Genomic DNA, 15,240 nt, shown 5'->3' on the forward strand with positions numbered 1-15,240 from the left:
GTCCGCGTCCGGGACCTGGTACGGGACCGGTCCGCGAGCCCTCAGCCCAGGATCTCCGGCAGTTCGAGCGGCCGGCCCAGGACATGCTCGGACAGGAACGCTTCGACCACCCGGTACCAGAGCTTGGTGTGCTGCGGGCTGAGTACCCAGTGGCCCTCGGACGGGAAGTACAGGAATCGGTGAACGGTCGTGCCGTCGTCCTCGGCGGGCAACCCGGATTCGTCGAGCAACTCGTACCACAGCCGCAGGGCTTCGCCGATAGGCACGCGATAGTCCTTGTCACCATGGATGACCAGCATCGGAGTGACGATGTCGGCAACGAAAAGGTGCGGAGAGTTCTCGACGGCCATCTCGGGGGTCATCTCCCGCTGCCAGTACCAGGCGACATCGGTGGTCGGCGTGAACTGGTCGAGCGCCCACAGACCCGCATGGGTGACGACGGCGCGGAAGCGGTCGGTGTGCCCGGCCACCCAGTTCGCCATGTAACCGCCGAACGATCCGCCCATCACCGCGGTGCGATCGGCGTCGACGTCGGTACGGGCGACGGCCTCGTCGGTGATCGCCATGAGGTCGGTGTACGGTTCGGCTCCCCACCGGCCCCAACCGCGCCGGACGAACTCTTCGCCGTACCCGGTGGACAGTGCGGGGTCCGGCAGCAACACTGCGTAACCCCGCGCCACCAGCAGCCACGGATTCCATCGCCACGACCAGGTGTTCCAACTGCCCATCGGCCCTCCGTGAATCCACAGCAGGAGCGGGACGGGCGACCGGTCGCTCGCGTCGTGGGGCAGCACCAGCCAGCCGCGCAGCGGGGTTCCGTCGGCTCCGGTCGTGGTGATCTCGGTGTGCCGGCCCGGCAGTTCCGGTAGCTCGGTGGGTGCCTGCAACGGAGTCACGGTGCCGGCGTCGGGTCCTGTCAGGGAGATGCGGACGGGGTGAGGCGGCATGCGGTACGAGGCTCGCAGTGCGTAGAGCGAAGTGCCGTCGGGCGCGACCCGCACGTCCGTGTAGGCCTCGTCCCCGCCGGTGAGAGCGTCGGGACGGTCCGCTCCCGAGCGAAGTACGAAGATGGGGGCGCGTCCGTGGTCGTCCGCGGTGAGAACGAGCCCGGACCCGTCGGGAAGCCACGCGATCGAGGTGGGCAGACGATCCCAGCCCGGTGCCGCGACAGTGGTGGTGCCGGTCGCGAAGTCGAGCACGCGCAAGGTCGCCTTCGGGGGCGTGTCGGGATCGCTTGCCGCGTCGTGCAGGTAGGCGAGCCTGGTCTCGTCGGGCGAGACAACAGGATGGAGCGCGTCCCCGGTGGGATCGTCGACGAGCGGCGTGCGCAGCCCGGTAGCGAGGTCGATCCGCACGAGGGTGGTCCGCCGGGAGGCACGCGGGCCGGATACGACCCAGGTGGACACGGCGAACGACCCGGTGGCGGCAAGGTCGAGTTGCGCGTCGCGCAGAGCACCCCGGATACCCGGCGTCAGGTCGACGAGTTCGCCGTTGCCCCCGACGCTGAGCAGATGCGGGCGGTCCGGCCCGAGGTCGTGATCCCAGTACCGCACCGGGAAGCCGGTGTGCAGCATCGCCGTGACCTTCGCGTCGTCGCGCGCTTCCCGAAGGCGTTCGTCGTCGCTCTCCTGGTGACCGAGCACGCTCGCGGTGGCGACGATACGGTCTGCACCGGTCGCGGCATGCACCGTCGCGATGCCACCCTTGCGACCGGCGACCGGGGCCGCTTCGCCTCCGGCCGCGGGAAGCCGCCACAGCGAGGCCGGTTCTCCGTCGACCCGGGACGCCGTGAACAGCAGGTCGCCCTCGACCGTGAACGCCGGGTTCGATTCCCCGGTCACGCGGTGGGTCAGTCGACGGGCAGTCGCGTGACCGGCCGGGTCGATTTCCCACAGGGCTCCGGTGAAGGCGGTGGCCTTCTCGTCGAGCACCGATTGGGCGAGGACCAGCCGAGTCCCGTCGGGCGACATCACCAGCGCTGTGGCACGCGGCAACGCGAGGTACTCGTCGAGGTCGTCGAAGGCGGTCATGCCGGAACCCTAGCGTCAGAGCGCACCTCGCGGACCGGTCACGACGAAGGCGGGCACAGACCCTCTCGCGCGCGATTCCAGAAGGGGAACAGCTCCGGGCTTCCCGCTTCCGGGTGCCACACGCGGCCGAGATCGACGAATTCGAGCTGCGTTTGCCCCGGCTGCCCGATCAGGCTGCACGCTTCGACGAGGAGGGCGGCCGACTCGTCGAAGCCGATCGTCGCGGCCCACGGACCGAGGTCGGTGCCGCGCACGAATTCGTCCAGTCGCGGGGCGATCCGGTTGTACGTGGTCTGCAAGGACAAGCTGCACGGAGCGCCGAACAACTCACCGCACGTGGTGGGCGTGCCGTCGAGAACTACCCGGGTGTCCTCGACGGTCCGTGTCGAGTCGGAGTCGGACACGCCCCGCAAGGCGAAGTAGAAACCGGCAGCGACGACCGCCACGAGCACCAGCACCACACCGAAGAAGCGTGTCATCGTCCCCTCGCCTCAGCCGTCACGTGTCTCAGCCGTCACATGTGCCCATGTTGCCGGACACAGACCGCGCACACCGGGCGTTTCGCCGATGACCGGTGTGGGCCGTCACGGGACTGTTGTTAGGCTGGGACGCCTGCTGCCGATCGCGTGATCCGTCCGCGATCACCCCTGCCGAACGGAGAACTCATCGTGGTCGATCTCGCCTTCGTCATCGCCGGATCGGAAGCCACCGGAGGTGCCGGGTTGCAGGTGGATCTCAAGACGTTCCAGCAACTCGGCGTGTACGGCGTCGGCACCATCACCTGCATCGTGTCGTTCGACCCGAACAACAATTGGGGACACCGTTTCGTGCCGATCGAACCGCAGGTCATCGCGGACCAGATCGAGGCTGCGACGGCAGCACACGATCTCGATGTCGTGAAGATCGGCATGCTGGGCACTCCGGCGACCATCAACGTGGTCGCGGACGCTCTGAGCAGCCGGACGTGGCGGCACGTCGTGCTCGACCCGGTACTGATCTGCAAGGGGCAGGAACCCGGGGCGGCGCTCGATACCGACAACGCCCTGCGCACCCAGATCCTCCCCCACGCCACCGTGGTCACACCGAACCTGTTCGAGGCCCGCACGTTGTCCGGCATGGACAGCATCGATTCGGTCGACGATCTCGTCGAGGCGGCAAAGCGCATCCACGACCTCGGCCCTCAGTACGTCGTCGCGAAGGGCGGCGTCGAACTCACCGGCGACGATGCCGTGGACGTACTCTTCGACGGCCGAGAGGTCACATTGCTCTCGACACCCAAGATCGGTAGCGAGCGGGTTTCCGGCGCCGGTTGCACTCTCGCCGCAGCGATCACCGCGGAACTGGCGAAGGGCACCGAAGTGACTGCCGCGGTGCAGATCGCAAAGGACTTCGTCACCAAGGGCATCGAGGGCCGGGTTTCGGGCCACACCCCCTTCGACACGGTGTGGCAGGGCGCCTGAGCGCCGTGCGCGCGGGCGTGTGGCCCACAGCGCGCACAATCGATTCGATCTTGATACCCTGTCGCCGATGTCGCCGGACGGGGGGTCGGCGTCGCCGGCCGATCAGGGGGGATCGTTGTGACCTTACCGTCGCATGAACCAGCACCACGTCTGCAAAGTCCTTGTGCCCGAGTGCCGTACGACCGCGAAGACCCTCACACGGGCACCGCGGACGCGATGCGCCGGCAGGCGACGCGTTGAGCTTGGGCGTCGATCCGAGCGAACTCCTGCGTGCCGCAGCACGATACGAAGACTCCGCCCGGGTGGTGGCGAAGGCACTCGACCCGCTTCCCGAGACGGTGCGAGGGGGTGCGGCCACCGGCACGCTCGCCGGAATACTCGGTCGAGCCGCTGCTGATGTCGCCGGTCTCGTGCAGACGCTCGGTATCACTGCGGGCATGCTCAATTCCTGCGCCGAGGCGTACCGCGACAGCGACGCCGGCACCGCCGCGCGGATCGTTACCGCCTGGCCCGACCGGGGTGAGTGAGCCGTGCCGATCGATACTTTCATCGACGGCGACCCCGCCGACATCTCGCGCGTCGGGCACTCGATCCGCCGACACCTCGCGGCCGCCGTCGCAGCGACCGGGGACGACGCCGAAGAAGCCCGCCGCATCGCCGACGATGCGTGGGAGGGCGAGGCGTCCGACCGGTATCTGCGCGAGGCCTCGCGGATCGTGCAGGTCATCGACGAACTTCACGCGAGGACGCTCTCCGCTGCGGACGATTTCGACACACTGTCGGTTGCGCTCGCTTCGGCTCTCGCGGATATGTCGGATATTCGCGACCGCGCCGCGAGTGCCGGACTGCCGGTCGTGTGCGACACCATCGCCGATCCCGGCCCGAATTCGGACGAGTCTCTGCTCCGAATCTACGACGAGTTGGCGGGTGCCGCGACAGATGTACACCGCCGGTGGGCACGCGAGATCGCGGGAGTCACCCATCGGTGGACGAACCCCGCGTGGGCCGCACTGTTCACCACCACAACCGGATTCGATTATCTCACCGGCGAACTGGCCCAACGTGTCGATCGACTCGCGCAGAGAGCGAGCATGTGTCTCGAGCATTCGGGGCGGTCGATGCAGGCGGTGCTCGACCTTGCACCGGGTACCCCGTACGACGAAGTGCGACGTCTGTTCGGACAGGCCAAAGCATCCACCGACGATCTCGCTGGCACGCTCGCGAAGCATACGAATCTGGCGCACGTCCCGACCAGGCTGGCCGTGGGGACAGGCGCCTTGGGGCTTGTTGCGGGTGTGGGAATCGACTACTTTGCCGGTGAGCCTCTCGAGCAGGCTGTGGTGTCGAATTCGGCCGGGCTCGCAGCATCCATTACCGCGGGAGCCATTCTGGGGTCGGCCTTGCCCGGAGCGGGAACGCTCGTCGGTGCACTCGCTGGAACAGCGGTCGGCATCGTGACTGCCGGCAGCGTCGACCACGTCTACGAGGATTCCTCCGCGACAATTCTCAGCACGCTCGATGCGGGACGCCGCGAAGCGGTCGAAGCAATAGATGCGTTGGTGGATCTCGGAAGAGCCGTGCGAGGTGGGCTTACCGATGGCAATTGAAGAGGCACCGCTGGACGCTGACGGCTCTGGCCGGCAGAGGGTGTACGGAACTCTCAGGATCTACGGCCTCTTTCTGGTCGGCAACGCCCTCATGATTTTCACCAGCGCCGCTTTGGTTTCCGTCCTCTGGCAGGAATCGGCGAATCCCGATCGGTACAGGTTCGGACCCGGTCCGTCCTTCATTGCCGATTCGCTCGGCGCTGCAATTGCGTTCGGGATCCTTACCGGCCTCTTCCCGATCAGCTTAGTGCTCATGCACAGCCCCCGAACCCGCCGTTCCGACATCCTCGTCGGAACAGACGGAGGCATACCAGCTCTCCTGCTCCGGAGATCCAGGTTGCTGTTCAACCTTTCCATGTTCGTAGCACTCCCGGCTGTCACCGCCATGGTGGTGTTCCTGGTAAAGGCTGCCGAGTCGGGCCCCTCTCGATACACCGCCGACAAAGATTTCGATCTGGGCACCTGGGCACTCGTTCTGCTCGTCACCTGCGGCTACCAAGCAGGGGTCGGTGTGCTGATCCTGCTCGGACGCATCCGCCCCGGCTACATCGCGGTCCGCCACGATGGAATCCACCTCCGGGGTTACGCTCTCGACGCGTGGATACCCTGGGACAGCCTCTCGATCACCCAGGCCGATACCCACTGGAAATCCCTTATCGTCTGGCTCAGGCCCGGCCACCGTGCAGTTCTTTCCTCGCGGGTTCCCCGCCTGTGGAGGCGCGTCGACAACACTGTCACCCAACTCCGCTCGCCCACCAACGGAGAGGCAGTGGTTGTGTTCGTCGACCGCCGGCCCTTCAGGATCGCACCCGAGATCATCGACGCGGCCGTCGAGCACTACATGGAAAACCCTGAGGCGCGTCGTGAATTGCGCGATCCCGAAGCCATTGCTCGCACCGTCGAAGTCCTGCGGTCGAACGCCACGACGGTGTGGTGGCGCTCCCAGCGACGTCCGGTCCCCCTCCCTCGGCTCGGCGCGAGTCACGGTGAGGTACCTCGGATCTAACTTGTGATGCTGTGATCGTGCCTCCGTCGACCGGCCGCACGCACGGCCACCCTCACTCGTCGCGACCGTACGCGCCCGAATCTTTACTTCCCTGTCACATGCGCGGGCTCTCTTCTGTTTCTCAATATGCAACACTGTTTGCTAGCAAGAAACACCGGAGCGATTGCGAGGACCACCGATGACAGACAGTGCCCGCGTAGTGATCGTCGGAGGAGGGCTGGAAGGACTGGCGACAGCCTGGTCGCTGGCCGAGCGCGGCGAGACCGACGTCCTCGTGCTCGAGCGAAACACCCTGTGTTCCGGCATGACCGCAAAATCGAGCGGGATCGTCCGCTGTCACTACGGGGTGCGATCGCTCGCGGCCATGGCCTGGCACGGCGTGCAGGTTTTCTCCTCCGCCGACGAGATCTTCGGCACCGACATCGGCTTCCGTCAGACCGGGTACATCGTCGGAGTGGGAGCGAACAACGTCGCTCCCCTGGACGCCAACACCGAGATGCACCGCGAACTCGACGTACCCGTGGAGGCCATCGACGCCGACGAGGTCACGCGCTTGTGGCCCGGCATCGCTCTCGACGATTTCGCGGCGTTCGCGTACGAACCGCTCGGCGGGCACGGCGACGCTTACATGACGGGCATGGCCTATGCCTCGAAGGCGCGACGCCTCGGCGTCCGAATCCGGCAGTCCACAGAGGTCGCCTCTCTACTGCAACGCGAGAACGGCGAGGTCTACGGCGTTCTCCTGGCCGACGGATCCGAAATCCACGCGGACACAGTTGTTCTCGCTACCGGGGCGTGGTCCCCCACTCTCGGTGCCACGGCGGGCATCGACATACCCGTGCGGGTGCAACGGGAGTCGATCCTGCTCGTCGATCAGGGGATGCGCACTCCGGATGTGCCCACCTTCTCCGACCTGGTGAATCTGCAGTACATCCGACGCGAACCGAACGGCGACCTCCTCGTCGGCAACAGCGACCATTCCCAGCCCGAATGGGCCGACCCGGACGCCTATTCCAACCGCGCTGACGACGACGTCGTCGCCACCGCGATCGGGAAACTCGACCGCCTGCTTCCCCACATGCCCGACCCTCGACTGTCCTCGTCCTACGCCGGATGTTACGACGTGACACCCGATTACAACCCCGTCATCGGGCCGTCTCCCGTTCCGGGTCTGTTCCTGCTTGTCGGTTTCAGCGGTCACGGTTACAAGATCTCTCCCGCCGTCGGGCGCCTCGCCGCCGACCTGTTACTGGACGGCATCTCGAGCGACCCGGCGGTCGACGGTGACGACTTCCGGTTCTCCCGCTTCGACGAGGGCAAACCTCTGGTGAGCCTCCACCCCTATGTCGGCGCCGGCGAGATGCGATAGCGTTCCGCCCGAGCGGCGCCGAACTCCGCCACCGCCTGGCGGTCGTTCCAATCGGGAATCCGCAGCCCAAAGAGGCCCTCCATCGGCTCCCTGTCGTGATCGAGGAGGTCGGGGTCGCACGGTCCGGGCGCAACCCGCCGACCCCGATTCCCGCAAGGTGCGCAGGCACACCGCCGAGCACATCGACGAGAGCTGCCGCATCGCCGGCCAAGTCTCGCAGGGTATAGGAGGGTGCGGCCGGGTCTTCCGTCGTCGACTCGCCGCTGTCGCGCAGGTCGTACCGCACAACCCGGCAACCTCCGGCTGCGAGCTGTTCGCACAACTGGTCCGGCCAGGAAAGCATCGTCGGCGCGCCCGCAAGGAGAACGAGAGGTGCCTTCTCGTCACCGAAGGACTCGATGCCCAGGTCGATCTCGCCGATGTCGACGGCTGTCATCTGTCGGTCACCTCTCCAGGTCGGGATAAGGGTCGATCTTCTTACGGATGGACCGGACGAGCGCTCCGATCTCATCGGCATTTGCAGCGCGCGTCGATGGAGTCGGGTGGGCACCCATCTCGTGGACCTTCCGGCCGGCACGACCGCGATGACTTTCGGGTCCGTATCAGGTCGACACCGGGGAACAGAACTCCGACTCAGGGAGACACCATGACTCAGCAGACCACCCGTGCCCTTCCCCCGATCGTCGACCGCGAGACCTGGCAGGGTGCGCTCGAGGACCTGCGCATTCGGGAGAAGGCCGCCACCCGCGAACTCGACGCTATTGCCGCTCAGCGCCGCAGGCTGCCGATGGTCGAACTACCCGACTACACGCTCATCGGACCGGACGGCCCGGTCAGGCTCGCCGACGTGTTCCAGGGTCGGTCCCAGCTCATCGTCTACAACCACATGTGGGCCGACGGCGAGGAGTGGCAGTGCCCCGGCTGCACCGGCCTCACGTCGCAATACACGCGACTCGGCATCCTCGACAACTACGACGCTCGTTTCGTCGTCGTCACCAACGGCCCCATCGAAGAAGCACTTGCCTACAAGGCCAGGGTCGGCAACAAGATGGAGTGGTATTCGTCGTCGGAGAGCTCGTTCGGTGCCGATGTCGACGCGGCACCGGGTGGGGGTTTCGCGGTCAACGTGTTCCTCCGTGACGGCGACAAGGTCTACCGCACCTGGCACACCACCGGGCGGGGCACCGAACAACTCACCTACACCTTCCCGTTGGTCGACATCCTGCCGTGGGGCCGTCAGGAGGAGTGGCAGGATTCGCCCGGAGGCTGGCCGCAGTCACCCACCTACTCCGGGTGGCTCGACTCCCCCGACATCGCCCGGCTGTACGGACCGGGGACGGGCGCCGAATGAGTAAGCAGTAGCGGATCGCGTTCATGGGAAACGATTCGATGTTGTCGTGGGTGTCCGCCTTCGCGGAACCACGCCCGCCTCCGCGCGTCTGGTGGTCCTGTCGGCGACGGCCGATCTCGTGTAGCGCCCGCTTGCCGACGGCTGGTCTCCGCGCTTGCTACGGTGTCGGAAGTGATACGCATGCTGTCTTTGTGAGCCGAACCCGCCGCGTCGACATCTCGTCGCCTCTCTGCGGTGTGGTGATTCCGTGCGCTTCGGGAGGGAACCAGACGCTGGTTCCCCACTCGCCGATCCGCATCCGCATCACCTTCTGGAGCACCCATGCCCGTAGACGTCCCCCTTTCCTCGCCACTGAAGGCCGACTGCGCACACTGTTTCGCGCTGTGCTGTAACGCTTTCGGATTCTCCCGCTCGTCGGACTTCCCCGTCGACAAGCCCGCCGGGGCACCGTGCCCGAACCTCGGGCCGGGTCATTCGTGCCGGATCCACCGGTCGTTGCGTACCAGAGGATTCCGGGGCTGCACGGTGTTCGACTGCTTCGGCGCCGGACAGGCTGTCTCCCAGCGTCTCTTCGACGGCACCGAGCCCGACCGACCCGAAGATCGCCGAAAGATGTTCGACGCATTCACGATCATGCGACAACTCCACGAGATGCTCTGGCATCTCGAGGAGGCACAGATGCGCACCTTCGACCCGGACGCCGCGCGGGCAGCACAGGATCTCGCAACGCTCGTCGCGACCACATCCCGCGCGCACCTCGACGACTTGCGGTCGACGGACATGGACTCGCTGCATTCGCGCATCGCTCTCACGCTGCGGGAGATCAGCGAAGAAGTGCGGGCCGCGTATCGGGCAGACGGGCGCGACCCCTTCCCCGAAGCACATGCGGGCGCCGATCTGGCGGGCCGGGATCTGCGCTCGGACAACCTGTGCGGTGCGGATCTCCGCAGTTCGTGCCTGATAGCGGCGGATCTGCGCGAAAACACCGCGGCCGGGGTGGATCTACTCGGCGCCGACCTCAGAGATGCCCGGATCGAGGGCGCTGACCTGTCGACCGCGCTGTTCGTGACACAACCCCAGATCAACGCAGCAAGAGGTAACTCAGATACGGCGCTCCCCCGTCGCCTCTCGGCCCCGGCCCACTGGAGCAACTGACCCGCCGACGAAGAAACCCTATGGGATCACGGCTGCACTCCACCGTAGGTAAGCAACCAGCGCAGACCCGGCTCACGGGTCCGCGTGACGCCCTTGTAGTCGGCCATGTCCTCCGGGAGTTCGTCGAGCACGCGGTAGAGGCGGTCGGACCATTCGGGGACCCGGGCGATGTCCTCGAAGGGCAGCAGGTAGGTGCGGATGAGGAACATGAGCGCACCGGATGCGCCGAGCCGCACCAAGTGCTGGACTTCGACGCGGAGGTTCAGCCGTCGTCCGACGTCCTCCAGCGGCCCCTCGGCGAGAAGTCGCCGGTCCCGGCCCCACTGCGGGTACGTCTCGGTGGACTGGTCGAGCCTGCGATCGACGGTGAGCGACCAGTTCGTGCGCCGGTAACGCTGACCAGCCTGTAACCCCATGAGGAATTTCTGAGCGCGCGGAATCACTCCTTCCGTGTGAACGCGCGGGACCGGCCCGTGGATCTGCAGAAAACTCATGCCGACGTCGAATCGCAGTGACCAATCGGCAGCGAAGGTCACCAGACCGGCGTCTCCCCAGAGCGCACCGTCACGCTGGTCGAGCAGGACGACATCTTCCTGGATGTGGCGGCCGATGAAGCGCAGCGGCGGCTCGGGAAGTGTGGACCGCTCACCGAAGACGAAGGCCTGCTCGACGTCGAGAGCGCGGTTGGTGAAGCGCCGGATCCCACCCTTCCGGTCGAGCGAGAAGGTCCGGGGATCCGCGTCGACGAGCATCCGCATCAGGGTGATCATCGCGTCCCACTGCGCGATCTCCATGTGAGGAAGAGCCTGGAATCGGGTGGGATCCTCACCGAGGACACGCTCTCGTTCGGCCAGGTCCTCGACGTAGTAACCGTCGATATCGACGGGATGTGCTCCCCATCGGCCGGCTGCTGTGTCCACCACGCTGCCCGCAGGTTCGACGTTGGTGCTGTAGCGATACGTGTCGCGGGGAAAAGGAAACGGGAAGCGTGCGATCCGACCGGGAAGTTCGCGGCTGCGTTCGCGGATCTCGAAATCTACTGTGCTGCTCACAGGTCCAGCTCCAATCGTCGTTGTCCGCTCGCGCGGGAGACGCAGGGCATGAGGCAATCTCTGGCCTCTTTCTCCGCAGCAGTCAGGTAGAGATCGCGATGCTCGACCTCACCGCCCACCACCGGGAGTCGGCACTCGCCGCACACACCCTGCCTGCACAGGTTGGGCACCGCGATCCCCTGCGTTTCGAGTGCTTCGAGCAGACTGATTCCCGAGTCGACCTTCACATCCGTTCCGGTCCGCCTCAGGTGCGCGGTGAACGGGTGTCCGGGGTCGAGGTCACCGACGCCGAAATGCTCGTAGTGGACGCGCGCATCCGGCCAGCCCGCACTGCGTGCGCGTGCCGTCGTCTCGTCGATGAGCCCTGCGGGACCGCACACGTACAGGTGTGTGCCGATGGGTTGGTCGAGCAGTGCCGGACCGAGGCTTTCCCAGAACACGTCCGAACCGGCGTAGGTGTGGAGTGTCGTCCCGCACAGGAGGCGAAGCTCGTCCAGGTGGGGGCCTTCGTCTGCGCGGAACGTGTAGTGCACCTCGAAGGAGCGTCCCCATTGCACTGCGGCGCGAACGTGGGACAGGATCGGCGTGACGCCGATCCCGCCGGCGACAAGAACGTGATGCTTGGCGGTGAGCACCGGCGCGAAGGCGCTGCGCGGAGTGCTCACCGAGACCGGGTCGCCCACTTTCAAGTGGTGGATCCAGCGGGAACCGCCCCGGCCCGCCTCGTCGCGCCGTACCGAGATCCCGTAGTGGTCCGGTTCGAATCCTGGCCCGGTGAGCGAGTACGAATTCCGGCGTGGCCGTCCGTCGGTTCCGGTTCCGCAGGTCACGACGATGTGGCTTCCCGGGGTGAAGGACGGCAAGTCGTGTCCGTCCGGCGCGATCAGGCGCAGGTGCCGCACGGTCGGTGACAACTCCGTGATGTCGCCGACCGACAGCACCGCACCGGTCTCGACAGGCACAGTCCCGACAGGACTTTCGGAGATCGTGGTCACCAACGTTCCTCCGCGTCGATCATGTAACCGAGATAGGCGCCGTGTGTGCGCGAAACATGGTGATAAACCACGAGTTCCGTGTGGCAACGCGGACATGTGGTGCTCCGGCCGACCTCGACGGCGGCGAGATGGGTGGCGTGGCAGTGCGCACAGTAGACAGTGCGATCGGCGCTGCCCACCGGTACCGGCATGATCTCGGCGTCGAGAAGCCCGCCGGCGATCGCTGCCGCGTACGCCGCCAGAACGGACGCTTCGGGACCGACGAGAATCAGGCGCCATCCGACGCGGGACGCATCGAGTTGACGCCCGAGCACGCGCGCCGCGATTTCACCCCACTCGGTGGGCAGACGTACCCAGTCCACACGCCGGCCGGCGAACAGCGGCAACAACTTCCGCGCCGGCTCGCCGGCCTCCTCGCCGAAGGACAGAATCGTGACGGTCCGGCCTCCCTCGGCGATGCGCCGCTCCTCATCCCACCGCGGCATGCTGGTGGTGTCCATGCAGACACTCATGACGTCGCCTACGGCGCGAAAGAGCGGAGGCCGACATAGTAGGCGAGCGCGCCCTCGGGGGTGGTGAACCTGATCCGGGACCCCTTGCCGGTGGTGATGTCGGACATGAGCACTCCCTTGGACAGTGTGCGCGAACACCTCGGACGGTGCGAGAACGTCGATCGCTGACGTGAAACAGACGGTAATGGCGAGAAACCTTCCGGTGGTTTCCGCCCGGTAAACGCGTGTAACCGATGCACCGCCCGGTCGACCGGGGATGCTCGCTGACAGCCGTCACCGCGATCTCACTACTCCGTAACATGATCGCCATCGACAACTTGTTTCCTTGTATTCGACATCGATTCCTAGAATGAAACTGCCTGCCGAATCCGAGGAGCCCCCATGACGCTGGAAGCCACCAACACGTCCGTGCTGCGCCTCCCGTCCACGAACGGCCGGTCTCCCGAGACCACCGAACCGCCGACCCTGACCGAACTCGCCCGTGCGACCGACACCCGCTTCATCCTCGCCGTCTTCACGACGCTGTCGGGAAAGCCCTGCGCCAAGCTGGTTCCCGTCGAATCGGCGGACGAACTCCAAAGCGACGGTGTCGGCTTCGCCGGATACGCCGCGGGTGCGATAGGGCAGGTGCCGAAGGATCCCGACCTGGTCGCGCTCCCCGACCTCTCCTCGTTCACCCCGATCCCCTTCATCCGCGACGGGCTAGCCCTCGTCCACTGCGATCCCCACGTGGAAGGCAAGCCCTGGCCCTTCGCCCCGCGAATCATCCTCGAGAAGGCACTCGCCGCCGCGGCGGAAAAGGGGCTGACGGTCAAGGTCGGCGCCGAGATCGAGTACTTCCTCGTCCAGCGCGACCAGGAGGGGGCCCTGCGCACCGCCGATCTCCTCGACACCTCGCGGCAGCCTTGTTACGACGCCCGCGACGTCACCCGCATGTACGAGCACCTGACCTCCATCTCGTCGGCGATGAACACTCTCGGCTGGGGCAACTACGCGAACGACCACGAAGACGGCAACGGTCAGTTCGAACAGAACTTCCGCTACGACGAGGCCCTCGTCACGGCCGACCGCGTGATGACTCTGCGCTACCTGATCTCCGTCCTCGCCGAACAACGCGGCATGACAGCAACATTCATGCCCAAGCCCTTCGCCGACCGAACCGGTACCGGCATGCACTTGCACATGTCCCTGTGGAACGGCGACCGTGCCGCATTCCCCGACGCCGGGGACCCTCGGGGGCTGGGACTGTCCGACCTCGCCTACTCCTTCATCGGCGGGATCCTCGATCACGCGTGCGCCCTGCAGGGCGTGCTGGCACCGACGGTGAACTCGTACAAGCGCACGGGTGCGACCGCGACCACCTCCGGAGCCACCTGGTCGCCGCGCCACGCGACCTACGGAGGCAACGACCGCACCCACTACCTACGGGTACCGGACTCGCACCGCGTCGAGCTGCGAGGCGGCGACGGCGCCGCGAATCCGTATCTTGCGATCGCTGCGACGGTGGCCGCCGGACTCGACGGCATCGACCGTCACCTCGATCCCGGCGCTCCCGGCGACGGCGTCGCGTCCGATGCGTTGCCGATGACGCTGCTCCATGCGATGGATGCTCTCGCCGGCGACCCCGTCGTGACCGCAGCGCTCGACGCGGCCGGCCCCGGGGTCGCGGAGTACTTCACCTCTCTCAAGCGCGAAGAGTTCTTCCAGTGGCACAGCACCGTCACGCCGTGGGAGATCGACAACTACCTGACCGCTTTCTGACACTCGACAGGAGACGACATGTGCGGAATCGTCGGGCTTCACCTCCGTGACGCCTCACTCGAACCACGGCTGGGTCACTTGCTGACCGGCATGCTCGGCCGGATGGTGGACCGCGGCCCGGACTCGGCGGGCGTTGCCATCTACGGCGACCCGGTTCTCTCCCCGGCAGGACATTCCTCGGTGTCCGTCCTGGGCGCCGACCCGTCCCTGTCCACCGCTCTCGGTGAGGCACTGGGTGTGCCTGTCACCGAGATCGACCTCTCCCCCACCACCGTCCTGCACGCCCCGGTTCCGGCCGCGCTGCTGGCCGATACGGTCCGCCGGACGGACCCCGGCTCGACGGTGATCGGATTCGGCGACGACGTCACCGTCCTCAAAGGGATGGGCAATCCGCTGCACCTTGCCGAGCACTTCGGCCTTCCCCGGGCATCGGGCCACCAGGGCGTCGGCCATACCCGCATGGCCACCGAATCTGCGGTGACCGCAGCGGGGTCGCACCCGTTCGCCGTCGGACCCGACCAGTGTCTGGTGCACAACGGGTCGTTCTCCAACCATCTCTCGATCAAACGGGAACTGGAGAACGAGGGTGTGGTGTTCGACAGCGAGAACGACACCGAAGTCGGGGCGCGCTTCGTGGCCAAGCACCTCGCCGAAGGGGCCGACCTCGACAAGGCACTGCGGTTGCTGGGTGAACGGTTCGACGGCTTCTACACCCTGCTCGTCTCCACCGCCGACTCGTTCGCCGTGGTACGCGACCCGATCGCGTGCAAACCCGCGATCGTCGCAGAAACCGACAGCTACGTCGCCATGGCATCCGAATTCCGCGCTCTGGCAATGCTTCCCGGGATCTCCGACGCGCACATCTTCGAACCCGAACCCGAACGGGTGTACGTATGGCACCGCTGACCAGTTCTGCCGCCTCCACTTCGACGCCGGAGAAAG

General features: G+C 66.4%; 14 protein-coding genes and 1 pseudogene. 9 read left to right on the plus strand and 6 right to left on the minus strand.

Going from position 1 to position 15,240, the window contains the following annotated elements:
* Positions 1-41: 41 nt before the first annotated feature.
* Both RDCOP1_RS03800 and RDCOP1_RS03805 read right to left on the minus strand, forming a co-directional pair.
* Positions 42-2,030: a S9 family peptidase gene (locus RDCOP1_RS03800; protein ID WP_072698680.1), complete on the minus strand. Its 1,989-nt coding sequence runs from the start codon at positions 2,028-2,030 to the stop codon at positions 42-44.
* Between the two features lie 38 nt (positions 2,031-2,068).
* Positions 2,069-2,509 carry a hypothetical protein gene (locus RDCOP1_RS03805; RefSeq protein WP_072698681.1) on the minus strand — a complete coding sequence of 147 codons (441 nt, stop codon included), beginning with the start codon at positions 2,507-2,509 and terminating at the stop codon, positions 2,069-2,071.
* Positions 2,510-2,698: 189 nt separating this feature from the next.
* Between RDCOP1_RS03805 and thiD the strand changes: the two genes are divergently transcribed.
* From thiD to RDCOP1_RS03840, 7 genes are all read left to right on the plus strand, one after another.
* A complete protein-coding gene (gene thiD, locus RDCOP1_RS03810; protein WP_072698897.1) occupies positions 2,699-3,490 on the plus strand; it encodes a bifunctional hydroxymethylpyrimidine kinase/phosphomethylpyrimidine kinase in 792 nt (263 codons plus the stop codon).
* Positions 3,491-3,726: 236 nt separating this feature from the next.
* Entirely contained in the window at positions 3,727-4,017 is a 291-nt protein-coding gene (locus tag RDCOP1_RS03815) for a hypothetical protein (RefSeq protein ID WP_072698682.1), read from the plus strand.
* A 3-nt stretch (positions 4,018-4,020) separates the two neighbouring features.
* On the plus strand, positions 4,021-5,097 hold the full coding sequence (locus RDCOP1_RS03820) for a hypothetical protein (protein WP_072698683.1): 1,077 nt from the start codon (positions 4,021-4,023) through the stop codon (positions 5,095-5,097).
* Positions 5,098-5,452: 355 nt separating this feature from the next.
* Positions 5,453-6,103, plus strand: coding sequence for a hypothetical protein (locus RDCOP1_RS03825; RefSeq protein WP_143152176.1), 651 nt, complete (start codon positions 5,453-5,455; stop codon positions 6,101-6,103).
* Between the two features lie 178 nt (positions 6,104-6,281).
* The gene (locus RDCOP1_RS03830; protein WP_072698685.1) at positions 6,282-7,472 is read left to right on the plus strand and encodes an NAD(P)/FAD-dependent oxidoreductase; all 1,191 of its coding nucleotides are present in this window, start codon (positions 6,282-6,284) and stop codon (positions 7,470-7,472) included.
* A gap of 646 nt (positions 7,473-8,118) precedes the next feature.
* A complete protein-coding gene (locus tag RDCOP1_RS03835) occupies positions 8,119-8,823 on the plus strand; it encodes a DUF899 domain-containing protein (RefSeq protein ID WP_072698686.1) in 705 nt (234 codons plus the stop codon).
* A gap of 525 nt (positions 8,824-9,348) precedes the next feature.
* A complete protein-coding gene (locus tag RDCOP1_RS03840) occupies positions 9,349-9,978 on the plus strand; it encodes a pentapeptide repeat-containing protein (RefSeq protein WP_231922964.1) in 630 nt (209 codons plus the stop codon).
* A gap of 26 nt (positions 9,979-10,004) precedes the next feature.
* Here RDCOP1_RS03840 and RDCOP1_RS03845 read toward each other — a convergent pair whose 3' ends face one another.
* The 4 genes and pseudogenes from RDCOP1_RS03845 to RDCOP1_RS03860 all read right to left on the minus strand — a co-directional run.
* The gene (locus RDCOP1_RS03845; protein ID WP_072698688.1) at positions 10,005-11,030 is read right to left on the minus strand and encodes a heme-dependent oxidative N-demethylase family protein; all 1,026 of its coding nucleotides are present in this window, start codon (positions 11,028-11,030) and stop codon (positions 10,005-10,007) included.
* Positions 11,027-12,025, minus strand: a complete 999-nt coding sequence (locus tag RDCOP1_RS03850) for a PDR/VanB family oxidoreductase (protein WP_072698689.1) — start codon at positions 12,023-12,025, stop codon at positions 11,027-11,029. Before RDCOP1_RS03850 ends, RDCOP1_RS03845 begins: the two co-directional genes overlap by 4 nt.
* Positions 12,022-12,525 (minus strand): dimethylamine monooxygenase subunit DmmA family protein, encoded by a 504-nt coding sequence (locus tag RDCOP1_RS03855; RefSeq protein WP_072698690.1) that lies wholly within the window; start codon positions 12,523-12,525, stop codon positions 12,022-12,024. The genes RDCOP1_RS03850 and RDCOP1_RS03855 overlap by 4 nt, the downstream gene beginning before the upstream one ends.
* A 20-nt stretch (positions 12,526-12,545) precedes the next feature.
* Positions 12,546-12,623, minus strand: a pseudogene (locus tag RDCOP1_RS03860) (cupin domain-containing protein); the annotation flags it as partial.
* Between the two features lie 295 nt (positions 12,624-12,918).
* Here RDCOP1_RS03860 and glnT point away from each other — a divergent pair.
* Positions 12,919-14,298: a type III glutamate--ammonia ligase gene (glnT, locus tag RDCOP1_RS03865; RefSeq protein WP_072698691.1), complete on the plus strand. Its 1,380-nt coding sequence runs from the start codon at positions 12,919-12,921 to the stop codon at positions 14,296-14,298.
* 18 nt (positions 14,299-14,316) lie between these two features.
* Positions 14,317-15,204, plus strand: coding sequence for a class II glutamine amidotransferase domain-containing protein (locus tag RDCOP1_RS03870; RefSeq protein WP_072698692.1), 888 nt, complete (start codon positions 14,317-14,319; stop codon positions 15,202-15,204).
* Positions 15,205-15,240 lie beyond the last annotated feature (36 nt).

Source organism: Rhodococcus coprophilus NBRC 100603 (assembly GCF_001895045.1).
Taxonomy (GTDB): domain Bacteria; phylum Actinomycetota; class Actinomycetes; order Mycobacteriales; family Mycobacteriaceae; genus Rhodococcus; species Rhodococcus coprophilus.